Here is a 23,068-nt window from a genome sequence, read left to right as displayed (position 1 = left end):
CGCCAGGACACTAGTCCACGTTCGTTGGATCCCACGCGGTGCGCGTGTTGCGCTCGCACTTCGCGAGCTCTGCGAGGTCTTGCGCGCTGAGCTTCACGTTCACCGCGTCCAAGTTCTGCTGAATGCGCGCTGGCGTCACGCTCTTGGGTAGCACGACGTGTCCCTGCTCCAGGCTCCAACGGATCAGCACCTGAGCCGGAGTGGCCCCTACGCGCTCGGCCACGGAACTGACGATTGGATCCGTCAGGAAACGCCCTTTGGTTAGTGGACTGTAGGCCACCGTTTGGATGCGCTGCTCGCGGCACAGCGCGCAGAGCTCGCTCTGCTGCAAGAACGGATGCAGCTCGACTTGGTTCACGTCAGGCTGCTCCTTGGCTATCTTGAGTAGCTCCTGCAGGTGGTTGTTCGTGAAGTTGCTCACGCCAATCGACCGCACCTTGCCCTCGGCGCGCAGCTTCTCCAACGCGCGCCACGAGTCGAGTCGCGCTTCAGGCACGGGCCAGTGCAGGAGGTACAAGTCCAGCACTCCCAGATCGAGGGCGCGCTGACTCACGTCGAACGCCCGCAGCGCACTTTCGTAGCCTTGATCGTCATTCCAGAGCTTGGTCGTGATGAACAGCGCCTCCCGGGACTCACCGGTCTCCGCAAGCCAAGCCCGAACCGCTTCACCGACCTCGGCTTCGTTGCGGTAGATGGCTGCGGTGTCGATGTGCCGGTACCCCGCACGCAGCGCCGCGAGCACGGCATCCCGAGTCGCGTCTCCCGCGCCAGCGCGGAACACCCCGAGCCCAACTTTGGGCATCATCGCTCCCGAAGCGAGCTCGACACTTCCCCCGATCACTTCCTGCATCACGCCTCCTGAGGGCGAGAGTCTAGGGACCCCACGGCCCGAGCGGCAGTAGCGTCTCCGCGAAAAGACTCATTCCAAACCGTGCAACTACGCAATGTCCGGGGCGAGCGCAGGAGCCTGGGTCACGAAATAGAGCTGCTTGTGACCGCGTCGCTCGAAGCTGTCAGCGACTGCCTGCGCCTCCGCTTCCGTTGCGTACCGCTCAAGCTCGAAGCGGTTTCCGTTGTCGTCCTGCCGCATGACGACCCAGTCGCCTCGGTCTGTGCCTGACATATTGCAAGCCTAACACCCGGTCGTCGCTACGCGACGGTCAACGCTGAGTCAAACCGTCGCGGGCGCCACGTTTCCGTGAGGTCTTTTCGACGCTGCTCAGGAAAGCCTGCAGCCGTGGCACGGCAAAGTCGACGAATGCCCGCACCTTGGCCGGGAGGAGTGGTGTTTGCGGGTACACGAGATGCACAGGCACGCCCGGTGGCTCGTACTTGTCAAGCAACGTGACGATGCACTTCTTCTGCAGTCGCTCGACGACCTGGTAGGAGAGCGCGACGCTGATACCGTGTCCCGCCTCGACCGCTTGAATCGCCGCCAAGGAGTCGTCCACCTCGAGGCGCGGTGACAACGCCAGGCTCTTCGCCTTGCCACCCTCGACGTAGCGATACTCCGCATGGGGCATCAGGCCGCTGAACCCGATGATGGTGTGCGCTCGCAGTTCTTGTGGCGCGCGAGGTGCGCCGTGAAGCTTCAAGTAGTTCGGACTAGCGATCAGGACGCGGCGCACTTCACCCAAACGTCGCGCAACGAATGTTGAGTCTGGCAGCGGCGCGAGGCGCACCGCGAGATCGATGCCTTCTGCAACCAAATCCGTCACGCGGTCTTGAAGCAGTATGCGGGCGGTAACGCGCGGGTACGCCGCCAGGAAATCACAGACGATAGGCGTGAGCGCCGCGCGACCAAACGTCATCGAAGTGCTCAAGGTGAGGCGACCGCTGGGTTCGGCTGCCTCACCTGCGGCGGCGAGCTCGGCCTGTTCTATTTCCTCAAGGATCCTCCTAGAACTCTCGAGAAAGCGCGCCCCAGCGTCCGTCAGACTCACGCGGCGAGTGGTGCGTTGAAAGACGCGCGTCCCAAGGCGCGCTTCGAGGGAAGCCACCGCACGCGTCACGGCGGGCGGTGAGAGGCGCAGGCGCTTGCCGGCTTTGGCGAAGCCAGCGCTTTCTGCGACGGCGACGAAGACCTGGAGCTCGTGGAGTCGATCCATGATTATTCCCTACGCCGGAATAATATCTTACTCAAGTTGGCGATTCTTTCAGCGATGTCGATGCTGCATACGTGGTGGGTCACACCGACGGACACGAGCTGCCCGGCGGTTTCAAAGGAGAAAATTTTCATGGCCCGAATCAATATCGTCGACCCCAAGACTGCGAGTGGTGAGACCAAGGAACTGCTCGACGGCGTCCAGCAAGCGCTGGGGGCAACCCCGAACTTCATCCGGGTGCTCGCGAACTCGCCCAGCGCCCTCCGCGCGTTCCTGGGGCTGCATCAAATCGCCAGCAGCGGTTCCTTGGAGGCACCAACTCGCGAGCGCATCGCGCTGGCGGTTGCCGAACAAAACGCCTGTCAGTACTGCGTATCCGCACACACGGCGATCGGTCGCAAAGCGGGGCTCGACAGCGCGGAGATGCTGAAGAATCGTCTCGGTCAGTCTGCAGATCCCAAGGCCGAAGCGGCGTTGCGACTCGCAAAGTCGCTCGTCGAGGAAGTCGGTGACGTCAGCGATGGCGAACTCGAAGCTGCACGCCGCGCGGGACTCGGCGACGCAGAGATCGTCGAGATCATCACCCACATCACGCTGAACATCTTCACCAACGTGCTCGCCAAGGCGACACGCATCGACATCGATTTCCCCAGAGTATCGCTTGGCGCCGCGGCTTGAGGAAGCTTGGGCCGTCGAACGCTCTCACCCAATCCGACTGCTCCCGATCTTGATGCAGCGACTCTGCCAGCAACAGGGTCGGGGGTGAGGGCATTCACCCAAAGACTGAGTTTTGCTCGTCCAGGCAGGGTGTTGAAAAACACCCTGCCAATCCACAACAACCGTACCCGGGAGGGTAATGTCATGGCACATGGATTCGCCGAGATCGCCTTCACAGACCGCGTAAAGGCGCTGCAAGAACGAATGGGGAGCCGTCGCAGCTACGCGCGCTTCGAGGTGCACCCAGAGCCGGTCAACTACACCCTGGGCGATCTGGAGCGCGAGTTTATTTCCGCACGGGATAGCTTTTATATGGCGAGCGTGTCGGAGACGGGCTGGCCGTATCTCCAACATCGGGGCGGCCCCGCTGGCTTCGTCAAGTTGCTCGACGAAGAGACACTGGGCTTTGCAGACTTTAGAGGCAACCGTCAGTACGTGAGCCTCGGCAACCTGGAAGGTAACGATCGTGTGGCCCTGTTCTTCATGGACTACGCGCAGCGCGTGCGTCTCAAGCTATTGGGTCACGCGCGCGTCGTACTACCGCAGGAGGTAGCACTCATGCAGCGCCTCGAACTGCCCGGGTACAAGGCAAAGGTCGAACACGGCATCGTCGTGACTGTGGCTGCGTTCGACTGGAACTGCCCGCAGCACATCACACAGCGCTTCACAGCACAGCACAGCGCTTCACGGCAGCACAGCGCTTCACGGCAGCACAGCGCTTCACGGCAGCACAGCGCTTCACGGCAGCACAGCCGCTGAACAGCGAGCAGCCGAACCCAAGAACGCTGATCTATCGAGCGCGGATCTACTGAGCGCGCTCACGCTTGACGCGTGCGCTCGGCTGCTGTTGGGTTAAAGGGCTGTGCTCTTGCAGAATGCTCCTGTGGTGCGCTCGGTGCGTCGACACTCGCTCCCGGACACTGGCTTCTTGCACCAGGTCAGCGCTCTCGTGCACCCACAGCTCAAGCTGCACGTAGTCGATTTCCATGGCGGAATCGCTGAGGACGGACTGCTATTGCGGGCCTTTCCCCGCGCAGCGTCACGACGAGGCAATGTTCGGACGCTGGTGCTTCAGGGCGTGGCGCGCGCAACTACGGACGCTCACAGCTACTGGCTAGCGCCAGGGGACGTGTTGAGCGTGCCTGATCGCCATGGTCTCCGGATGCGCCTCGATGGGACTGCAGGCTACTCCGCTGTCGTGGTTGAATGGGAGGGGACGGGCATCGACGGTTGCGCGCGGGTCGGATTGGCTTCTCACGTCGAACTGGCAGAGGGGCGACGCCTGGCGACCCAGTTGGCGACTGGGAGCGAGTCTGCCGAGACGCTCATTCGGCAGGCGACGGAACTGTTCGGGATATCGCGGGCGACCACCGCGCCAACGCGTGAGGTCTTGCCCTGGACCGGCGTGAGCCGAGCGCTCGATGGCGCGCTATCGGGACTGGCGCGTTCTGCAGGGCTCTCGGACGTCGCCCAACGACTCGACGTCAGCGAACGGCATGCCCGACGCTTGATTGAGCAAATGCAGCGTATCTACGGGTTGAACACCTTGGGTAGTTGGCAGGACACTCTACTCCGCCGCCGCGTGATGATGGCAGCGGTTGCCCTCACCAACCCAAAGGCGCGCGTAGCCGACGTGGCCCGCAGCGTTGGCTACAGCGGCGCTGCATCCCTGTGCCGCGCATTCGAGGGTCTGGGGCTGCCCAGCCCGGGTCGCATCCGAGCCGAGTGCCATAGGCTCGCGTGAAGCGATTTGCATTTTCGGACATGGCTTTGAGGCCGGGCGAGGACTGCTAGCTTCGCTCGATTCGTTTTCAACGCCTGGGAGGGAAGATGCGCTTCGTTGGTATTGGTTTGTTGCTCGTCGGTTCTGGGATGCTGATTGGTTGCTCCAAGGCGGAGTCGTCGTCGCTCGGGACCAAACAAACAGAAACGCTGGCCATGGCAAGTAGTCCAGCACATGCCGCGACCACCAAGAGCCCCGGGAAGACGCCGGGCAGGGGCAAGTCGGCGGACTCTCAAAAGACGTTGGATGCCGCGAAGCGCGCGCTCCAGCACGCGAGCCTCACCAAAACCCAAAAACAGGAAATGGCCGACGCGCTCATTCTCCTGGTCGCCTCCTACAACGACAAGAACCCGGACCCCTGGGGGCCGAAGCTGCCTCCCCAGGATCCTGCCCCAGACGAGGCTTGCAAAGATTGCGGCACGGTAAAGGCCTTGCCCGGAGATCCGTGCGGAGACAAGCGGAACCGCCTTCAAGAGCTTCGCGATCAGATCGCCGTATTCGAGGGTATTCGCACGATCCTCACCCACGTGCAGACCGCAAAGGCAAACTTCGAGTTCTACGCGGGCGTGGCTGACGCAATCGCCAATGTGGTCAGCGCCACGAGCTCGCTGGTGACCGCTGGTGGTGGAGCCGCGTTGACCGCGGCCGCACGCAAGATCTTGACGGGAATCGCTCAAGATCAGCTTCAAGCGTATATCACCGATCTGATCGCCGACTCGCTCCCCGCCCCCCTCGACTCCGCCGTGTCTGGCTCACTCAATGATGACGCCCTGGAAGGGATCCAAGGCGGAATCACCAAGGCGCTCAAGCCCCTGTATGCCGAGAAGAACCGCTTGAACGGCGAGCTCAGCAAATGTGTGGCTGGGTATCAAGCCGCCTTGCGCACGGCGGCTGCTGCGAACGACGCCGTCGTGGCGTGCTGGAAGGCGAACCCAGCCTACTGCGAGTAGTGGCTTCAAGCTTTCGCCAACTGAGCAACCAAGTCCTTGCCGATGCGGTATGCGTCCCCAGGCCAGCGCGCAGATAGGTAGTTGCCATCGCGCACGACGAACGTGCCGGTGTCATCGTCCCGAGTGCCGCGTCGAGTGAGGTTGAAGGAGCCCCGCTGAAACTGTTCGGTAGAACGCAGCGCCTCCTTCACCTCATCTTCGACGTAGGCCGGATAAGTGCGGTAGTACTTCCCAAGTTTCCACGCAGTAATATAGTAGGCCGTGCGCTCCATGTACTTTGGAAGGCAGGTCGTCCTGCGCTCTTTCAGCACGGACTCACCCCCTGGGAGGCGACTGCGGGCGAGCACCAGCACGCCGTGACAGATCGCTGCGACGTGCCTTCCTGTGCCCCAGTAGTCGGCGCAAAAACGCTGCAGCGCCGGGCTCCCCAAGTACTGCCGCATGCCCGGCGCGTGCCCGCCCGCCAGGAACAGCGCATCGTAGTCATCCGTCGCCAGCTCGGACCAGCGTAGGGGTTCGCGGAATGCCGCGGCTCCCTCGAGCTCTCGATAGAATGCCACCGGTTCAGCCTCCGCACCCAGCTGACCAAACAGCACCCCCGTGAGCAGGAGTGGGTCGGCCGCTGGAAGCGCTCCCGATTCGGTTGCGAAGACGACCTGGTGCCCAGCTTCGGTGAGCAGCTTCCAGGGCACCGAGACTTCCGTCACGTCGAAGTCGCGGTCCGGAAGCGGAAACAGAATTCGCTTAGGCATCGGCAGCGTATAGCAGACCCAAGCTTGCGCGGCTCCGCGCCGGGAACGACAACAATGCGCAATTGGCGGCGTGTCCGACGTCCTGCGGCTGGTACGCCCTTCGCAATGCTTCCACGCGCGTGGAGCCCCTTCAGCCAGCGCGCGCGAGTAAGGCATGCATCGAGATACCGAGCTCATCGCGGTAAGTGTCGTCGTCGTCGCACTGGTGCTAGCCGCAGTCGTTCGCGGCATCTCGAAGCGGACGGGCTTTCCGTTCACCGTAGCCATGCTGCTCGTCGGGGGAGCCCTCGGCTGGACGCTCGGTCACTGGGGTCACAGCGCCCACGGCGTCGCGGAGGTTCTCGGCCGGGGCGCCGGGATATCTCCCCATCTCATCATTTTCGTCTTCCTACCTGCGCTGGTGTTTGAGAGCGCGTTTGCGATCGACACTCACGCGGTTCGCAAGAACCTAAGCGGGATCGTCGTACTCGCTGCGCCCGCGCTACTCGTCGCAACGCTACTGACCGCGCTGGCGATGGTCTGGATCACGGGCGCGAGTTGGCACTGGAGCCTTAGCGCCGCGCTGGTGTTTGGCGCCCTGATCAGCGCGACGGATCCTGTCGCGGTGGTCGCCATTCTGCGCGAAGTCGGTGCGCCGAAGCGGCTCGGCGTCCTAATCGAGGGCGAGTCACTGTTCAATGACGGCACCGCCATCGTGGTGTTCAGCGTACTGCTAGCGGCCCTGCAAGGAGGCGCTACTGAAATCGGAGCCGCCTCGAGCGCGTTGGCGTTCGCGAAGGTCGCGGGAGGCGGGATAGCCGTTGGTCTGGTGTTCGGGCTCGCGGCTACGACCTGGGTCTCACGCACATTCGACGACCCAATGGTGGAGATCTCCCTAACGCTGATCTTGGCCTACGCGGCGATGATCGTGGCTGAGGGGGTGCTCCATGTCTCCGGTGTGCTTGCAGTCGTTACCGCAGGGATGTTCATGAGCGGCCCAGGGCGCTACCGCATTAGCCCTGAGGTCCGCGGCTTTCTCCATGAGTTCTGGGAACTGCTGGCGTACCTGGCGAACGCACTCATCTTCTTCTTGGTCGGTGCGATCATCTCGACTCAACTTGGAGAGATGGGCTGGCAAACGCTGGTCGTCACCCTGGGCGCATTCGCCGCGATCGTCGTCGTGCGCTTCGGAGTCGTGTTCGGTTCCTTGCCGTTGATCAACCGCCTCGGTCCACCCGTCACTTCCCCCCAAGCGACGGTCATGGCGTGGGGCGGTTTGCGGGGCGCAGTGAGTCTCGCGCTGGCGTTGGCGGTGAGCCAAGATGACCGCGTAGATCGTCTCCTCGGGGATCAGATCCTGCAGGTCACAGCGGGGGTCGTCTTGCTGACGATCGTGTGCAACGGCATGACCACGGGGCTCGTGCTTCGCTGGCTCGGCTTTGATCAGGTCGCGCCTGCCGAGCGGCTCGCTGCGTTGAAGACTACCCGCGACGTGCTGGACGACGTGCGTCAGCGGGTCGAACGCGCCACGCGAGAACCGGAATTGTTCGGACTACGCTGGAATGCCGTGCTGGAGAACCTGGAGAACCGCCAAGCGAAGGCGGACCAGGCATGGGAGGGCGCGCGCCAAGGCTTCGACTCCTCCCCAGAGCTGGAGCGCGAGCTGGGCCTCTGGAGACGCGCGCTCGCCGCAGAGCGACAAAGCTATCGAGAGGCGTTCTACGAGGGTCTGCTCAGTGCAACGGCTCGAGACTTGCTTCGTCACGAAGTAGATCTCCATCAAGACGCCCTCGATCGCGGAGACCCGATGCCGCCCCGCTTGAGGGCTCCCAAGGGCAAACTCCATGCGCTCGTGGAACGCTTGAGGCGCCGGGCTGGAGCGGAGTTCGGCACGCTCGAGTTCGAACGCGTGAGCGTATTCTACGATGTATGGCGGGCGACGGCCCGAGGCGCGACCGCCGTTCAACTTGCCGTAGGGAAATTATCGGAGGCCGATCCTCAAGTCATCGAGCGCATCCTGGAGACCTACACTCGCTACGAACGAGATGCCAAGGAGCGCCTGGAAGATCTGCGCGTGAACTTGCCTGAAGTGGCGAGCGCCATCGAAGGCAGACTGGCTCACCGCGTCTCGCTGAACATTGAACGCAGCACGTACCAGGCGGCCATCTCTCACGGTGAGCTCGACGAAAACGCCGCGGAGGAAGCGCTGGGCGACGTGCGAAGACGCATGAAGCGGCTCCACTTCGAACGAGCCGAAATCCGCATCAGTGAGACCGCTGACCTGTGTCGCCAGACGCCTCTGTTCGCCGCACTACCAGAGGAAGTAGTCGACGAGCTGGCGCGCATGACCGTCGAGCAGGTTTTCGCCCGCGGTGAGTACCTATTCCACACCGGAGACCGGGGCGACGCGATGTACGTGATTGCTCGGGGGATCGTTCACGTGCTCGATGACACCAACGGCGCGGAGGCTGAACCGGTAGCCGTACTGGGCGGCGGTGATCTGCTCGGAGAGATGGCGCTGGTAACCGGCGACCCCAGAACCGCGACGGCGCGCGCCGCCTCCACGGTGACTCTGGGACGCATCTCCAAGGCAGACTTCGATCAGCTCATGAGCGAGCGCCCACGGGTGCGCGAGCGCATTCTGGCCGCAGCAGAGGCGCGTGCGGAGGCGAATTGGTTGCGGCGCCACTCGCGGACCAACGGAGAGTTGACCCCGTGACGTATCACTGGAACGCGTCGGGTCGATGCCCGAGGCAACAAGCATCCAGGAACTCAAGGCTCAGCTCTCAGAGCTGGGCGTCGAGCCAGGCTGTGTGCTGCTCGTTCATACGTCGTTCCGCAAGGTAAGGCCCGTAAGCGGTGGCCCCGCCGCGTTGATCGAAGCGCTCAGCGAGACCATTGGCCCTCGGGGGACACTGGTGATGCCGAGCATGACGGCTGGAGATTCGCCTTTCGATCCGGCGTCGACGCCGACCTTGGATATGGGCGTCACGGCGGAGACGTTCTGGCGCGGTCCAGGCGTCATCCGCAGTACCCATCCGGGCGCTTCCTTCGCCGCGCGTGGGCCCCAAGCGGAGTCCATTTGCCGGCCCCAACCGCTCTCTCCACCCCATGGCGAGGACAGCCCGGTCGGGCGCGTGCACGAATTGGATGGGTGGGTGCTCCTCTTAGGTGTCGATCACTCGGAGAGCACGACACTGCACCTCGCGGAATCACTCGCCCAAGTCCCTTACTCGGTAGAGCACCCGTGCATCGTGGGATCCGGCGACGACGCCCACGAAGCATGGATCGCTGAAACGGATCATTGTTGCGAGGGCTTCAAGCAACTCAACTCATGGCTCGACGCCGCGGGGCTTCAGCGCATGGGTCAGGTCGGGTACGCGAGCGCGCGACTCAGCCGAGCACGCGACGTCGTCGCGACGGCGCTCCGCCACTTGGCGGTCGATCCCTTGATCTTTCTCTGTCAGCACGGTGCTGAGTGCTCGGAGTGCGATGCCGCGCGGGCGAGCGTCGCACAGCTGCCATGAGCGATCAGAAGGCTACACGCGGAGCACGCGTAAGAGGTGTCTTGGTCGAGCTGGGGCAAGCGTACGTCGCGTGCATGGCGCTCGCGCTGGCGTTCCAGCTTTTCCTCCGGGATGCATCGGCGCTGTTCTTTGCCGCGAGTTCCCTGGCGCTGTACTTCTTCGCTCCTCTCCCCCTACTGCTGGGGCTTGCGCTGTGGACCAAACGACGGGAGCTGTGGATTGGTGGTGCGATCCTGAGCGTGGTGTGGCTTTGGCACTGGGGTGCGCTGTTCTCGCCGCTGCGCCTGCAGTCGCCCAAGCCCGCAGCGGTGCGAGTCGCAACCTACAACCTCCTCGGCTTCAATCGCGCAACGGAAGCAACCATCCGCGAGCTGCGAGTGGCGGACGCCGACTTCGTCTCACTGCAAGAGCTGAACCTCGAGATGGCGGAGAGCATCGAGCGAGAACTCGCGAGCGTGTATCCGTATAGGCGACTGGACGCGCGTGACGGAGTGCGAGGGAGTGGAATGCTGAGCCGCTGGCCCATGGAGCCGGTGGACGCAGAGCTGCTCAAGGAATACGGCTGGATCGGCAAACCGATGGTCGCGAAGGTCCGCATCGCAGATCGCCAGCTCTACTTCGTTCAGTTCCACGCGGCATCGGGAACTGGGGCGGTGGAAGCACGTGAACACCAGGCCGAGCGCTTGCGAGACTTCGCGAAGAGCGCGGACCTACCGGTGATTGCGGCGGGCGACTTCAACGCAACGGATACCTCCCGCGCCTACGCCATCGCTCGCCAAGGACTGGAAGACAGCTGGGCCGAAGCTGGGTTCGGGTTCGGGCACACGTTCCCTGGGGATCCGGGTCCTGAAGTCGGGGGCTCCCGACCGAGCCTGGCGGGGGTTCCAGTACCGAAGTGGCTAATCCGCATCGACTTCATCTTCCACACGGAGCAGCTAGCCGCCGAGTCCGCAAGCATCGTCCCCTCTTCAGGTGGCAGCGATCACCGCATGCTCGTCGCGAGCTTCCGCTGGCGGTAACCTTCGCCGCACGGAGGCTCGAAGCACTAGGTTGGAAACACGTAGTGAAAGAACTCCGCTCGACTCGCGACACCCGCCTTCTGATAGACGGAGCTCAAATGCTGGCGGACCGTCTTGTCGCTGTTGTTCAGAACGCGCGCGATCTCTTCGTTGGATAGTCCCTTCAGCAACATGGTCGCGACTTCACGTTCTTTGGGGGTGAGGCGCGCTCGGCTGAGCGCCTGATCCACGTAGTGGGTCAAATCGCTGGTCTCATCCCAAAGCCGGTTCAGCACGCTGATCAGTTGATCGGCGGAAAACGGCTTCTCCAACAGGTAGCTGACCCGAAGCTCCAGCGCGCGTTTCAGGCGTCGCTTGTCGGCAAAAGCAGTGATCACGACGACCGGCGCGCTGAAGCCCGCCTCCCGCAGCTGGGCCACCAACTCAAGCCCGCCATCTTCATCGTCACCGAGTACGACGTCGGTAACCAGCGCGTCGAAGTAGCGGCCGCCGCGAGCCAGCTCGAGCGCCGATGGACGGTCCCCAACCGCGGCAACCGAGAGGCCGCGCGCGGTCAGCGCATCCTCCAGTAGGGAGCGTGATGCCTCTTCGTCCTCGACGAACAACAGCTCACGTCTCATTCACCCTCCGCGGCGAGCGGCAGCTCGAGCAGAAAGCACGCACCCGCTGGCACAGGCTCCAGGCGCACGTCGCCACCGCTTGCCCGCGCCAATCCACGGGCGATCGGCAGTCCAAGCCCGAGCCCTTTTTGGGGAGCCTTCGAAGAACGAAGTGGCTTGAAAATTTCGGACCTCATCTCGTCAGGGATCCCAGGCCCATTGTCGGCGACACGAATCCGTACGGCATCATCTGAGCGTACCACCTCCACGTCGACCTCTCCATTGGGCACACCGCTGACCGCGTCCACCGCGTTCGATACCAAATTCTCGAGCGCGGTCCTCACCAGGGCTTCGTCCCCGCGGAGCGTGACATGAGGCTCGCCTCGACAGCTCACCCGCGCACCTCCCCCGCGAGCTAGCGCATCGAAATGCTCGACGGTTTGCCGAACCAGCGATCCCAGGTCGTAAGCGCTCAGGTCGTGCAGCGGTTGGTCTGCAATTGCCCCCAGCTCACGGAAGCGTGAGTTCATGCGCTCCACCGCGGTCGCAGCGCGGTCGACCAGCCGTTCCTGGCGCTCGGGCTCTTCGCACTTTCGCAGCTCCTCCAACGCCAGGCCGACCGTGTGAAGCGGATTCCGTAACTCGTGAAGCAGAGAAGACACCAGTACCCAGACGGCTTGTTCGCGCTCCGAGCCTCGCAAGCGCTCCCGTAGACTCTCCAGCGCTTGTTGTTCCGCGCGGTACTTTTCCGAGCGGTTTCGGGCGAACTCGAGCACGAAGCCCACACCGACCCCGAGCGCCGTCGGAATCGTCCAGTCGAGCAGCAGGTGGCTTGGGTGCTCTGCCGGCCACAAGGCGTCGATCCAACGCAACACCACGGCGTACAAGAGTCCAAGCCCCACCCCGAATGCGACTGAACTCCACCTGGTCTTCGACTTGGACGCCTGGCGCACCCCGATAGTACTGCTCGCAGATTCGGCCACGAGCCATCCTACGAATGTCCCAGGTCAGCACCAACGATCACCGCCAAAACCGCAGACCACGGATCCCCCCGCCTGCCTCTTCAGAGGCGAAGTCAAGGTGACAGGCTGACGCGGACATTCGTCGGATGGTGCAATCCGCCGCCGTAGCCCAAGTTGCGGCGACATGGCGGTTCAGTTCAAACGTGCCCTGGTCTTGGCGGGCTTGGCCTTGAGTGGCGGCTTCGCTCAGCAAGCCGCGGCTCAAGAGGTTCACGCGGCGTCGACGAGTCCGCTGCGGGTCAGCCTGGAATACGCGACCCGTCAAGCGGCCCAGGCATCTCCTGAGCTTGGGCCAGCCCGGGAAGGCCAGCGCGCGTCGGAGCGGACAAGGCGAGCGAGCCGCCAACCGCTAACCACCAACCCGCGCCTCGAGCTGTCTGCTGGCCCGCGCTGGGGCGCAGACCAGGGCCTCGACGTGAGCGTCGGACTTTGGCAGGACGTCCCGCTGGCCGGAGTTGGGGCGTCCCGCGAGCGGGCTGCGGACGCGCGCGCCGTCGCAGCAAGATTCATGCTGCGTAGCGCTGAGCTTCAAGCAGCACTCACCGCGGGCCTCGCCTGGGTCGATGCGCGCACCGCTGCCGAGCTCTTGAAGATCCGCAAGGAAAGCGTCAAGTCGACGCAGCGGCTGATCAAGATCACCGAGTCTCGCTTCGCCGAGGGGGCCGCAACGCTGGGCGAGCGCGCGCTCTCACGCTCGATCCACGGCGCGGCCAAGGCATCGGTGCTCGACGCGGAAGGCATGCGTTTCAGCGCCGACCTCGAACTCGCGTACGCTATGGGCGCCGACGAAGAAAAGTCCCTCCTCAGCGTCGGTCGTCTCGACGCCGACGGTCCCGATATCAAGGAGTCTTCCGCATTCGCCAGCCTCACTCAGTCACCCGAGTTGCGACGCCTTGCTGCAGAGGCCCACGCCGCGCGCGCAGCCGCATCGCAGTCGCAAGCCGAGGGTGCACCCAGCCTGTCGTTAGGCCCGTCAGTTACCCGTGAGGCGAACGGGGATTGGGTGCTACTCGGGCGCGTCAGCATCCCGCTGCCACTCGTGAATCCCCGCGCGGTCGAAACGGCAGAGCACGAAAAAAGCGCGGCCCTCGCCCGCGCCGAATACGCTCGAGTCCGCCGTAGCTTGCGGCGAGAGGTACACCTGCTGGTGCACGAGCGTGCGCACGCGCGGCGTACCCGCGACGCGCTCGCGAAAGACGCGGTGGGTCCCGCGAAGGTCGCCGAAGAGGAGGCGCTCCTCAAATATTCCCTGGGGAAATCAAACATCCAGGAGGTCAACATCGCGCAGCGGAACCTGACGGACGCGAAGGAACGCTGGCTGCTTGCCGCAGCTGACGCGCGCGCGACCGAACTCAAACTCTTGGCGATCACCGGGCGCCTACCAGGAGCGGAATTCCAACCTGCCCGAAAGGGGGCACGATGACTTGGCAGCGAGCAGCCTCGATGGGCATCGTTAGCGCACTCCTCGCGCTCGCGTGTGGCCAGAAAGAAACCCAGATCGAGGAACCAGCCGCAGCGGAAAGTACCTCGTCCCCGCGCACCGTACGCGTCGATCCCAGCCTGGTCGAACAAGGACGCATCAGCGTGGCGCCGGTAGAACGCCGCAACGCCGTTGACGAGATCCGCGCCACGGGCACCGTCACCCCGGATCTCGACGGAGCCGCTGACGTCGGAGCTTTGGTCTCATCTACCGTGCAGCGGCTCTTGGTGCGCGAAGGAGACCGCGTGAAGCAAGGGCAACTCCTCGCCGAGCTCAACGCACCCGACGCAGCCCGAGTCGCCGGGGAGCTAGCCAAAGCGCGTTCCCAGCGAAGCCGGGCTGAACGCGCATTGGCGCGAGAGGAGAAGTTGATCGCTCGCCAGGCGACGACCGCGGTCGAGCTGGAGCAAGCCCAAGCCGATCTCGCAGGACTGCGGGCAGAGGAACGCGCCGCGCGCCTGCTTCTCGGGGCCTACGGAGCGAGCGGCGCACGGGTCCAAGTACGAGCGCCAATAGCTGGAGTCATCGCCCAGCGAAACGCGGAGCTTGGCACACGCGTAGAAGGCGGGGAGCGCCTCTTCCGCATCGTCGATCCGACGAAGCTCTTGGTGAGGGCCGAGGTGCTCGAACGCGACGTAGGCGGCGTGGAGAAGGGCACGACGGCATCTCTTCTATTTCCCGACGGCAAGATTTGCAGCGCCAAGGTCCTGTTCCGAAGTACCCAGGTGGAACCCGGGCGGCACGCCGTTGCGGTATGGCTCGCGCCGAGCGACTGCAAACTGGACCTCGCGGGCCAGAGCCTGAACGTGCAGCTTCACAAAGCAACCGGAGACGCCAAGAAGCCGCTCGCGCTTCCTCGCGACGCCGTCGTCGATCTCGATGGGACGCCAGTCGTGTTCGTGCAGGGCAAGTCACCCGGCGAGTTCGAGGTCGAACCCGTGATCGTGGATCGATTCAGTGAGACCACGGCCTTCTTGATCAAAGGCCCCGACGAGACACACCGCGTAGCGGTGCGCGGGACAATTCTACTCAAGGGCGAGTGGATGCGTTCGAGCATGGAGTGAGCATGATCGGAAAAGCCGCACGCTTCGTCATCGACAACCCGCTGCTCGCAATCCTGGGCGTCGTGGTGCTGATCGCTGTGGGGATCCGCAGCTACAGTCGCCTTCCGATCGACGCTGTCCCTGACGTCACCAACGTCCAGGTTCAGGTGCTGACTTCGGCTCCAGGCCTATCGCCAACAGAGGTCGAACGCCTCGTCACGCAGCCCGTGGAACTCGCAATGACGGGCATTCCCGGGGTGGATCGCGTGCGCTCGGTGTCCCGCGCAGGTGTGAGCGCGGTGACGCTGGTCTTCGATGACGGGATGAACGTCGAAAAAGCACGCGAGCTCGTGGCGCAGCGGCTCGCTGGAGCGCGTGAGTCGATCCCGCGGTCTGCGGGTCGACCGGAGCTCGGACCACTGACGACCGGCCTGGGCGAAGTCTATCATTTCACAATCAGCTGGCCCGGCCATTCCCCCGCGGAAATCCGTACCCTACTAGAATGGGACATCGCCTACCGCCTGCGATCGGTGCCGGGGGTCGTAGAGGTAAACCCCTGGGGAGGCGATGAACGGCAGATCGAAGTCCAGCTGCGCGAGCCTGATCTCTTCACGGTAGGCGTGTCGCCGCGGCAAGTGCAGGACGCTGTGCTCGCTGGTGGGAACAACGTCAGTGCAGGCTCAATCGAGCGCCGCGAGGAGGGCACATTCGTGCGACTCGATGGCTCCTTTCGTCAGGCGTCCGACGTCGGCAGCTTGGTCGTCAAGTCGCCGGTAGCCGGCGGCCCGTCCGTCCTCGTATCGGACGTCGCCGACGTGAAGGACGGTGCTGCGCCACGCTTCAGCGCTGCCACCGCCGACGGTCAGGGCGAGACCGTCTACGCGATGGTGCAAATGGTCGCCGGCGGCAACGCTCACGACGTAGTCGCGCGGGTCAAGCAGCGACTCGCGGAGATCGAACCCACTTTGCCAGACGGTGTGAAACTAGAGCCGTTTTACGATCGAGCGGCGTTCGTGGACGACGTGCTCGGCACCGTGAAGAAGAGCTTGCTCGAGGGCGGTCTAGTCGTCGCCCTGGTGCTGCTCTTGATGCTGGGAGATCTCCGCGCGGGCCTGCTTGTGGCTAGCGTAATCCCACTCAGCATGCTCGGCGCCTTCGCCTTGATGTACGCCACGGGCGTCAGCGGCAACCTGCTCAGCTTGGGCGCGATCGACTTTGGTTTGGTCGTCGATGGTGCAGTCGTCGTCGTAGAGGGCGCCCTCGCAACCATGGCCGCCCGAAAACTTTCGGGTCGAGCAGCCATGGGAGCCACCGCGAGTGAAGTCGGACGACCAGTGACCATGGCGGTGTTGATCATCGCGATCGTCTACGTGCCCGTGCTGCTGCTCGAAGGCGTGGAGGGCAAGATGTTCCGTCCCATGGCTTTGACGGTGCTGTTCGCCATTGGGACGGCGTTGATCCTTACTTTCACCTGGGTGCCGGCAATCGGCGGGCTGCTCTTGAAGCACGCCCACGACAAGGAGCCTTGGTTGGCGCGCAAGCTCAGTGCCCTCTACGCACCCGTCGCCGCGTTCGTGACCCCGCGCTGGCGCCTCTCCGCCTCCGCGCTCGGCGTGCTGCTGGTCGCGGGTATCGCAGTTGGAAGCACCCGTGGAGCGGAGTTCGTCCCTCGCCTCGAAGAAGGCGACCTCGCCATCCAGATCACGCGCCCGCCGAGCGTTTCCCTGGAGGAAGCAGTTCGCGGCACCACAACCGTAGAGCAAACCTTGGCGCGTTTCCCCGAGGTTGAAAGAGTCGTGTCGCGCACGGGTAGTCCCGACGTCGCGACGGACGTGATGGGCGTCGAGCAAAGCGACGTCCTGGTGATGCTCAAGCCGCGCAAGGAGTGGCAGAGCGCGGACAACGCCGCGGGTTTCGCTACGGTGTTCGAACCCGCGCTGCGAAAAGCGTTGCCAGGGGCGGCGTTCGGTTTCACCCAACCCATCGAAATGCGGGTGGACGAGCTGATCGGCGGAGTGCGCTCTGACGTGGGCGTGAAGCTGTTCGGCGATGATCTGGTGATGTTACGTACGCTCGCTGAACAACTCAGCGCGGTGATTTCCGCGACCCCCGGCGCGGCCGACGTGAGAACCGAACCGATCAGTGGCCTGCGTATGATCACCATGCGCCCCAACAGCGCCAAAATGAGCCGCCTGGGTGTACGCCCCGAAGAAGTCGAGACGTTCGTCGAAGCGCTGCGCATGGGGACCCCCGTAGGAAAGCTACTGGAAGGTGAGCGACGGTTCGATGTCGTCGTCCGCATGAGCAAAGCCCCAGCCGCGGACCCCTCTCCGCTCAGTCGGCTACGCATCCCTTTGGATGACGGACGCACTGTGCTCCTCGGCGACGTCGTAGACATCCGCGAGACCAGCGGCCCCGCTCAGGTCAGCCGGGAGCAAGCGAGACGCCGCGTCGTGATCGAAGCCAACGTCAGAGGACGTGACCTCGCTAGCTTCGTTAGGGAGCTGCAGCAGCGCGTCAAGCAAGTGAAGCTCCCGCCGGGGTACTACATCGAATACGGCGGCGAGTACGAGAACCTGGCGCGAGCCACTGAGCGCCTAGCACTGATTGTCCCAGCCACGCTGCTGGCGATCCTGGTTCTGCTCTACATGGCGTTCGGTTCCATCCGACCCGCTCTGTTGATCTTCGTGAACGTTCCCGCCGCAGCCACGGGTGGCGTGTTCGCGCTCGCGCTGAGAGGGCTGGACCTCTCCATCAGCGCCGCAGTCGGCTTCCTCGCGTTGTTTGGCGTGGCTACGCTCAACGGAGTCGTCTTGCTTGCTGCCGCGAGGCAACGTCAGCAGAATGGCGAGACGCGCGCGACCGCGAGCCTGAACGCAGCACGTGAACGCTTGCGCCCAGTAGTCACGACCGCGCTGGTCGCGGCCCTGGGCTTCGTTCCCATGGCGCTCGCAACTGGAACTGGCTCGGAGGTCCAGCGCCCCCTGGCGACGGTAGTCATCGGCGGCCTGGTGACGGCCACGCTCGCGACGCTGCTCGCATTGCCCGCGCTCTTCGCGCGCTTCGGTGGAGACGTCGACGACGGTGCAGCAAGCTCAGGCGGCGCCTGAAGTGCGAGCGGACTCCGGTTCAGCGCCGCTTAGCACTTCCCTCACCCGGTTCTTGAGGGCGCGGGGGGTGAGGGGCTTCTGCAAGTAGGCTGCATCCAACTCGAGGAGCTGATGCACAGTCACGCTGTCGTCGGTGTAGCCCGACATAAAGAGCACCTGGAGACCTGGACGAGCCGCCTGGAGTCGCTGCGCGAGCTCTCTTCCTCCGACGCGTGGGAGTACCAGGTCAGTTAGCAGTAAGTGGATCTTGCCCTTGTGCTGCTCCGAGAGGATCATCGCTTCGCCCGCGTTGGACGCCACCAGCACCTGGTAGCCGCCGCGCTGGAGGATGGTTTGAGCGACTTGGCGCACCTGCTCGTCGTCCTCTACGAGTAAGATGGTCTCGTTGCCCCGGCTGGATTCGGGGGCCTTCGCGAGCGGCGGGCGGTCCGCCACCTGCGTTACCTCCGGGAAATAAATCTTGAATGTCGTACCCACCCCTGGCTCGCTGTACAGCCAGATGTGCCCGGCGTTCTGCTTGACGATACCGAAGACCGTCGACAGGCCGAGGCCCGTGCCCTTGCCTTGCTCCTTGGTCGTAAAAAACGGCTCGAACACTCTGAGCTGCGTCTCACGATCCATCCCGTGACCGGTGTCGCTCACCGCGAGCATGACGTAGTGCCCAGGTCGCGCGTCGAGGTGCATGCGAGCGTACTCATCGTCCAGGTAGACGGCACGTGTCTCGATTGTTAGTTGCCCACCGTTCGGCATCGCGTCCCGAGCGTTGACAGCCAGGTTCATCAACACCTGGTCCACGGTTCCCGGATCCGCGACGACACGGCCTACGTCCGGTTCATGCAGGCATGTGAGTTCGATATCAGCCCCCAGCAGCCGAGCTAGCATCCGCTCGGAACCACCGATGACTTCGTTCAAGTTGAGCACCTTGGGCTCGAGCACGCGACGGCGACTGAAGGTGAGTAGTTGTCGCGTAAGCTCAGTAGCCCGCTGCCCGGCCAGGCGTATCTCGTCGACATCTGCACGCAGCGGGTCGTCCGCCGGGAGGTCCATGTAGAGCAGCTCAGCGCAGCTCAGCACGACAGACAGTAGATTGTTGAAGTCGTGGGCGACGCCACCAGCGAGGCGACCTATCGCCTCCATCTTTTGTGACTGCCGCAGCTGTTCCTCCAGCTCCGCCAGCTCCCGCTCGCGAGCCTTCTGGGCAGTGACGTCGAGGGACAGAATGCAAACCCCCTTGGGGACCGGCACGAAGCGAAGTTCGAACCAGCCGTTGGATCCGTCCGGATACTCAAACTCATTCACCATGCGCTGCTCGCGCCGATCGCTCAGCGTCTCTCGAAGCGCTTCGAACATCGGCGTCTGCTCGATGCCTGGATAGCACTCCATCATCGTGCGCCCGAGGAGTTCCTCGCGACTGGTCTTGCCCTGCGCGATCACCGCCTCGTTCACGTAGAGGTAGCGGAAGTCGAAGCCGATTACCTGACACCCCTCGTGCAAGCTCTCCAGTACTTCGAGCGCGATCAAGTCGGCGCTCCCCGCAGCAGCGCCCAGCATCGAGTCCCCCATGACAGCTCTGATTCTGCCACACCAGCGCGAGGGTCGCGATTCCCTCCGAAGCAATTCCTAGGCTACAAAAGCTGCAGGTTCTCCCAAGCTTGGCGAACGCCGTGTAGCCGTCTCAAACCGCAGGTAGCCGTCTCAAGATGCGACAGGGGCGTCGCTTGTCGACACCTCAGGCAGGCGCTGCGCCGGCGCGATCCCCACCTCCGTTTCCCAAGCCATCCGGCGCCGCGCCTTTATCGCGTGCTTCTTTGCCGCGCGGCAGCGCGAATGTAAGCAGACCGGCGCCAACCAGCGCAGATAGCAGCGAACCGGCGATGACACCCACACGCATGGATTCGAGGTGCGCAGGGTTTGCGCCGAACGCCAGGCTACCGATGAAGATGCTCATCGTGAAGCCGATGCCAGCGAGCAGGCTCACGCCAAGCAAGCCGCCCGTCCCCGCCCCTTCCAGCTTCGGAACCCAACCCCTACGTAACGCGAGCCAGCAGATCGGAAAGATCCCGACCACCTTTCCAACTGCCAAGCCTAGTCCAACTCCCAATGCCGTTGGCGTCGCTAGACCTTCGAGGGACACCCCTCGGAACGACACCCCAGCATTCGCGAAGGCAAAGATGGGCAGCACACCGAGCATGACCCATGGGTGCAGCGCGTGCTCCAGCGTCTTCACCGGGGAACGCTCCGAGCTGCCGACGGCGCCGTCACCAACCGCTCCGTACGGAATCAATAGGCCGACTATGACGCCAGCGATGGTCGCGTGGATCCCTGACTTCAGGACGGCAACCCACAGCATCAGCCCCACGGCCAAGTAGGGCCACAGCCGGCGCACACCCCCGCGATTGAGCAAGACGAGCGCGCCCGTGAAGAGCCCGGCGAGCGCCAACGCGCCCAGGTTCAGCTTCGCAGAGTAAAAGAGCGCGATGATCAGGATCGCGGCGATGTCGTCGAACACCGCAAGGGTCATCAAGAATGTCGTCAGTGAGCGCGGCACTCGAGAGCCGAACATACCGAGCACCGCGAGGGAGAACGCGATGTCCGTTGCGCTGGGGATCGCCCATCCGCTCTCGGCGCCCGGCGTGCCTCGGGTAACCCCCAGGTAGATCAGCGCCGGCACGGCGATACCGCCCACGGCAGCAAGCGCTGGCAAGAGGACCTGGGACAGCTGCCTCAGCTGACCGGCCTTCGCCTCGTGTTTGATCTCAAGGGCGATGAGCAGGAAGAAGACCGCCATCAGGCCGTCGTTGATCCACAACAGCGCAGGCTTCTCTAGGCTCCACGCTCCCGCCCCAACTCCCAACTTGGCCTGGAGCAGGCTTTGATACGTCTCGCGCAACGCCGTGTTCTCGAACACAAGCGCCGCGAGAGTCGCGCCCACCAACAACAAGCCACCTAGGAGTTTCTTCATCTCGTCCTCTCCGCCCCCCGCATCAAAACCTAGGGCGCAGCCCACATGTAGGCAAGGACGATATATTCGACACAACATGTCGCTATACTCGACATGTCTTGGCGCGTGCAGAAGCGTCGCCTAGCGACGGGTGATCTTCCGCTGGATCCCTGCCGCAACCTCACCCACTCGCTCCCGGAACCAAGAACTCGCAGCATCAGCGGAGAACCGCGAGTGCCAGAGCAAGTCCACGCTGTGCTCAGGCAATGTCAGCGGCGTTGGCAACACCAATAGCCGCGGCCCGCAGAGCGTGGCCAGCGCACTCGGCGCGGTGAGGATCAAGTCTGTCTGCTCCACGATGCCGAGGGCGGTGTGAAACGTGGGCAAGCGCAAGGCCACGTGACGTTCGAGGCCGCGCTCCTCCAGCGCGAGGTCCATGACACCGGGGCCCTCGCCGCTGGGTGTGATCAACGCGTGGGACACCGAAAGGTAGCGGTCGAGCGTGAGCTTCGGACGAGTACGTCCCGCCACCACTGGATGATCCCTACGGATAAAGCATGCGTAACCGTCGCGAAACAGCGTCCGCCGCATCAACCCGGACTGCGAGTCGCTGGCTAGCAGTGTCTCTGCCCGCGGCATCACAGCGACATCCACTTCGCCGGTCTCCAAGCGCTGCGAGAGCTGCGGTGTTTGCACCGGAATCACTTGAACCGAAACCTGCGGGGCCTCCCCCCTAACCCGCTCGAGCAACGCAGGGATGGCGAGGGCATCGAACAGATCAGGAGTCGCGAGGCGAAACCTGCGCCGAGTCCTCCCCGGCACGAACCGAGGTTCCGAGAGCCCACGCTCGAGGAGCAGGAGTGCGCTCTCAACGGGAACCAGCAGCGTCTCTGCGCGGGGCGTGAGCTCCATGCCCGCGGCTCCTTTCACCAGTAGCGGGTCCCCGGCCAAGTCGCGCAGGCGACGCAGCGTGTGACTCATGGCAGATTGCGTGACCCCAAGCTGCGCCGCCGCGCGAGTCACGCTGCGCTCCTTGGCTAGCGCGCGAAACGCCACGAAGAGGTTGAGATCAACTCCCGCCAGGGCATGAATCCCGTTCATGACCACATGAGAGCACGCCATTTGGCTCATGCACAAGCAGCAACCATAGTCGGGTTGGGCGACACACGAACTGCCCGTTGAAAGGAACTCGACATGACGCAGCATTTCCGCAAAGTAACGACGCTGGTGGTTGGTGGCACCGGGAAGACCGGAACCGAGGTGGTGAAGGGGCTGAGAGCGATAGGGCAAAGCGTCGGCGTAACTTCTCGCCAAGGAGACCCCGCATTCGACTGGAACGCACCCAGCAACTGGCCAGAAGTCGTCGGGAACGCAGAGCAGCTCTACATCAGCTACGCGCCGGACCTAGCGCTGCCCACAGCCGCGCCACAGATCGCCGAGCTGGTGCGAATCGCCGTGGCCCAGGGCACGCGGCGCATCGTGCTGCTCTCGGGGCGGGGTGAACCTGAGTGCGAGCCAGCAGAGCGCGCTGTCCGGGAGTCTGGAGCGGCGTGGACCATTCTGCGCTGCTCCTGGTTCAATCAAAACTTCAGCGACGGCGCGCTGCTCCCAGCAGTGCTCTCAGGGACGGTGCGTATGCCCGCCGGCGAAGTGCGAGAGCCCTTCATCGACACGCGTGACATCGCAGACTGCGCGATTGTTGCACTGAGTCAACCTGGTCATGACGCCGCCACCTATGAACTCACGGGGCCGCGACTGCTGGGCTTCGCGGATGCAGCGAGAGAAATCAGCAGCGCCTCGGGCACGCCCCTCCGCTACCAGGCGGTGAGCGTGGCAGAGTACGCGAGCGATCTGGCGGAATATTTCCCTAAGGATCTTGGTGAGTGGCTAGCCGCCCTGTTCAACCGCGTACTGGATGGACGCAACGCGCAGACCACCCCCGACGTGCAACGTTTGCTTGGCCGCCAAGCGCGTGACTTTTCCGCTTTCGCGAAAGAGACTGCTGCGCGCGGAGTCTGGCGCGGCGAGGCTGCGGAGTAAC

At 63.9% G+C, this 23,068-nt stretch carries 20 protein-coding genes; 11 read left to right on the top strand and 9 right to left on the bottom strand.

All coding sequences use genetic code 11. The features are described from left to right. Positions 1–10 precede the first annotated feature (10 nt). From H6718_35485 to H6718_35475, 3 genes are all read right to left on the bottom strand, one after another. Positions 11–850 (bottom strand): aldo/keto reductase, encoded by an 840-nt coding sequence (locus H6718_35485; GenBank protein MCB9590765.1) that lies wholly within the window; start codon positions 848–850, stop codon positions 11–13. 87 nt (positions 851–937) lie between these two features. Further along, entirely contained in the window at positions 938–1,123 is a 186-nt protein-coding gene (locus H6718_35480) for an SPOR domain-containing protein (GenBank protein MCB9590764.1), read from the bottom strand. Between the two features lie 37 nt (positions 1,124–1,160). Beyond that, positions 1,161–2,108, bottom strand: coding sequence for a LysR family transcriptional regulator (locus tag H6718_35475; protein MCB9590763.1), 948 nt, complete (start codon positions 2,106–2,108; stop codon positions 1,161–1,163). A gap of 129 nt (positions 2,109–2,237) precedes the next feature. Here H6718_35475 and H6718_35470 point away from each other — a divergent pair, with 129 nt between their 5' ends. The 4 genes from H6718_35470 to H6718_35455 all read left to right on the top strand — a co-directional run bounded on the left by H6718_35470 (position 2,238) and on the right by H6718_35455 (position 5,555). After that, on the top strand, positions 2,238–2,783 hold the full coding sequence (locus tag H6718_35470; GenBank protein MCB9590762.1) for a peroxidase-related enzyme: 546 nt from the start codon (positions 2,238–2,240) through the stop codon (positions 2,781–2,783). A gap of 183 nt (positions 2,784–2,966) precedes the next feature. After that, on the top strand, positions 2,967–3,581 hold the full coding sequence (locus H6718_35465; protein MCB9590761.1) for a pyridoxamine 5'-phosphate oxidase family protein: 615 nt from the start codon (positions 2,967–2,969) through the stop codon (positions 3,579–3,581). A 136-nt stretch (positions 3,582–3,717) separates the two neighbouring features. Then, a complete protein-coding gene (locus tag H6718_35460; GenBank protein MCB9590760.1) occupies positions 3,718–4,566 on the top strand; it encodes a hypothetical protein in 849 nt (282 codons plus the stop codon). An 86-nt stretch (positions 4,567–4,652) separates the two neighbouring features. Further along, positions 4,653–5,555 (top strand): hypothetical protein, encoded by a 903-nt coding sequence (locus H6718_35455; GenBank protein MCB9590759.1) that lies wholly within the window; start codon positions 4,653–4,655, stop codon positions 5,553–5,555. Positions 5,556–5,560: 5 nt separating this feature from the next. Here H6718_35455 and H6718_35450 read toward each other — a convergent pair whose 3' ends face one another. After that, positions 5,561–6,307, bottom strand: a complete 747-nt coding sequence (locus tag H6718_35450) for a DJ-1/PfpI family protein (protein ID MCB9590758.1) — start codon at positions 6,305–6,307, stop codon at positions 5,561–5,563. Between the two features lie 154 nt (positions 6,308–6,461). Here H6718_35450 and H6718_35445 point away from each other — a divergent pair, with 154 nt between their 5' ends. The 3 genes from H6718_35445 to H6718_35435 are packed head-to-tail and all read left to right on the top strand — an operon-like array spanning position 6,462 to position 10,832. Further along, entirely contained in the window at positions 6,462–9,005 is a 2,544-nt protein-coding gene (locus H6718_35445) for a cation:proton antiporter (protein MCB9590757.1), read from the top strand. A gap of 25 nt (positions 9,006–9,030) precedes the next feature. Beyond that, complete coding sequence (locus H6718_35440) at positions 9,031–9,813, top strand: AAC(3) family N-acetyltransferase (GenBank protein ID MCB9590756.1); 783 nt, start codon at positions 9,031–9,033, stop codon at positions 9,811–9,813. Continuing rightward, positions 9,810–10,832: an endonuclease/exonuclease/phosphatase family protein gene (locus H6718_35435; protein ID MCB9590755.1), complete on the top strand. Its 1,023-nt coding sequence runs from the start codon at positions 9,810–9,812 to the stop codon at positions 10,830–10,832. The genes H6718_35440 and H6718_35435 overlap by 4 nt, the downstream gene beginning before the upstream one ends. A gap of 26 nt (positions 10,833–10,858) precedes the next feature. Here H6718_35435 and H6718_35430 read toward each other — a convergent pair whose 3' ends face one another. Next, positions 10,859–11,452, bottom strand: a complete 594-nt coding sequence (locus H6718_35430; protein MCB9590754.1) for a response regulator transcription factor — start codon at positions 11,450–11,452, stop codon at positions 10,859–10,861. Further along, entirely contained in the window at positions 11,449–12,414 is a 966-nt protein-coding gene (locus H6718_35425) for a HAMP domain-containing histidine kinase (protein ID MCB9590753.1), read from the bottom strand. Before H6718_35425 ends, H6718_35430 begins: the two co-directional genes overlap by 4 nt. Positions 12,415–12,577: 163 nt before the next feature. Between H6718_35425 and H6718_35420 the strand changes: the two genes are divergently transcribed. The 3 genes from H6718_35420 to H6718_35410 are packed head-to-tail and all read left to right on the top strand — an operon-like array spanning position 12,578 to position 18,086. After that, the gene (locus H6718_35420; GenBank protein ID MCB9590752.1) at positions 12,578–13,876 is read left to right on the top strand and encodes a TolC family protein; all 1,299 of its coding nucleotides are present in this window, start codon (positions 12,578–12,580) and stop codon (positions 13,874–13,876) included. After that, entirely contained in the window at positions 13,873–14,997 is a 1,125-nt protein-coding gene (locus tag H6718_35415; protein MCB9590751.1) for an efflux RND transporter periplasmic adaptor subunit, read from the top strand. Before H6718_35420 ends, H6718_35415 begins: the two co-directional genes overlap by 4 nt. Positions 14,998–14,999: 2 nt before the next feature. Next, the gene (locus H6718_35410; GenBank protein MCB9590750.1) at positions 15,000–18,086 is read left to right on the top strand and encodes an efflux RND transporter permease subunit; all 3,087 of its coding nucleotides are present in this window, start codon (positions 15,000–15,002) and stop codon (positions 18,084–18,086) included. Here the strand turns inward: H6718_35410 and H6718_35405 are convergent. From H6718_35405 to H6718_35395, 3 genes are all read right to left on the bottom strand, one after another. Then, positions 18,072–19,649, bottom strand: a complete 1,578-nt coding sequence (locus H6718_35405) for a response regulator (GenBank protein ID MCB9590749.1) — start codon at positions 19,647–19,649, stop codon at positions 18,072–18,074. The genes H6718_35410 and H6718_35405 overlap by 15 nt on opposite strands. A 166-nt stretch (positions 19,650–19,815) precedes the next feature. After that, entirely contained in the window at positions 19,816–21,048 is a 1,233-nt protein-coding gene (gene nhaA / locus H6718_35400; GenBank protein ID MCB9590748.1) for a Na+/H+ antiporter NhaA, read from the bottom strand. 120 nt (positions 21,049–21,168) lie between these two features. After that, entirely contained in the window at positions 21,169–22,128 is a 960-nt protein-coding gene (locus H6718_35395) for a LysR family transcriptional regulator (GenBank protein MCB9590747.1), read from the bottom strand. A 93-nt stretch (positions 22,129–22,221) separates the two neighbouring features. Between H6718_35395 and H6718_35390 the strand changes: the two genes are divergently transcribed. Beyond that, complete coding sequence (locus tag H6718_35390) at positions 22,222–23,067, top strand: NmrA family transcriptional regulator (protein MCB9590746.1); 846 nt, start codon at positions 22,222–22,224, stop codon at positions 23,065–23,067. Position 23,068: the final 1 nt, after the last annotated feature.

The sequence above is a fragment of the Polyangiaceae bacterium genome, from assembly GCA_020633205.1.
Classification (GTDB): Bacteria; Myxococcota_A; Polyangia; order Polyangiales; family Polyangiaceae; genus JAHBVY01.
The sequence above is the reverse complement of the archived record's forward strand: the minus strand, read 5'-3'. Positions and strand labels throughout refer to the sequence as shown.

Excerpts from the sequence above, each read along its gene's own strand:
- H6718_35450 (MCB9590758.1), bottom strand. The coding sequence starts at position 6,307 with ATGCCTAAGCGAATTCTGTTTCCGCTTCCGGACCGCGACTTCGACGTG.
- H6718_35440 (MCB9590756.1), top strand. The coding sequence starts at position 9,031 with ATGCCCGAGGCAACAAGCATCCAGGAACTCAAGGCTCAGCTCTCAGAG.
- H6718_35415 (MCB9590751.1), top strand. The coding sequence starts at position 13,873 with ATGACTTGGCAGCGAGCAGCCTCGATGGGCATCGTTAGCGCACTCCTC.
- H6718_35465 (MCB9590761.1), top strand. The coding sequence starts at position 2,967 with ATGGCACATGGATTCGCCGAGATCGCCTTCACAGACCGCGTAAAGGCG.
- H6718_35485 (MCB9590765.1), bottom strand. The coding sequence starts at position 850 with ATGCAGGAAGTGATCGGGGGAAGTGTCGAGCTCGCTTCGGGAGCGATG.
- H6718_35445 (MCB9590757.1), top strand. The coding sequence starts at position 6,462 with ATGCATCGAGATACCGAGCTCATCGCGGTAAGTGTCGTCGTCGTCGCA.
- H6718_35480 (MCB9590764.1), bottom strand. The coding sequence starts at position 1,123 with ATGTCAGGCACAGACCGAGGCGACTGGGTCGTCATGCGGCAGGACGAC.
- H6718_35390 (MCB9590746.1), top strand. The coding sequence starts at position 22,222 with ATGACGCAGCATTTCCGCAAAGTAACGACGCTGGTGGTTGGTGGCACC.
- H6718_35410 (MCB9590750.1), top strand. The coding sequence starts at position 15,000 with ATGATCGGAAAAGCCGCACGCTTCGTCATCGACAACCCGCTGCTCGCA.
- H6718_35430 (MCB9590754.1), bottom strand. The coding sequence starts at position 11,452 with ATGAGACGTGAGCTGTTGTTCGTCGAGGACGAAGAGGCATCACGCTCC.
- H6718_35470 (MCB9590762.1), top strand. The coding sequence starts at position 2,238 with ATGGCCCGAATCAATATCGTCGACCCCAAGACTGCGAGTGGTGAGACC.
- H6718_35405 (MCB9590749.1), bottom strand. The coding sequence starts at position 19,649 with ATGGGGGACTCGATGCTGGGCGCTGCTGCGGGGAGCGCCGACTTGATC.
- H6718_35435 (MCB9590755.1), top strand. The coding sequence starts at position 9,810 with ATGAGCGATCAGAAGGCTACACGCGGAGCACGCGTAAGAGGTGTCTTG.
- H6718_35420 (MCB9590752.1), top strand. The coding sequence starts at position 12,578 with ATGGCGGTTCAGTTCAAACGTGCCCTGGTCTTGGCGGGCTTGGCCTTG.
- H6718_35475 (MCB9590763.1), bottom strand. The coding sequence starts at position 2,108 with ATGGATCGACTCCACGAGCTCCAGGTCTTCGTCGCCGTCGCAGAAAGC.
- nhaA (MCB9590748.1), bottom strand. The coding sequence starts at position 21,048 with ATGAAGAAACTCCTAGGTGGCTTGTTGTTGGTGGGCGCGACTCTCGCG.
- H6718_35455 (MCB9590759.1), top strand. The coding sequence starts at position 4,653 with ATGCGCTTCGTTGGTATTGGTTTGTTGCTCGTCGGTTCTGGGATGCTG.
- H6718_35395 (MCB9590747.1), bottom strand. The coding sequence starts at position 22,128 with ATGAACGGGATTCATGCCCTGGCGGGAGTTGATCTCAACCTCTTCGTG.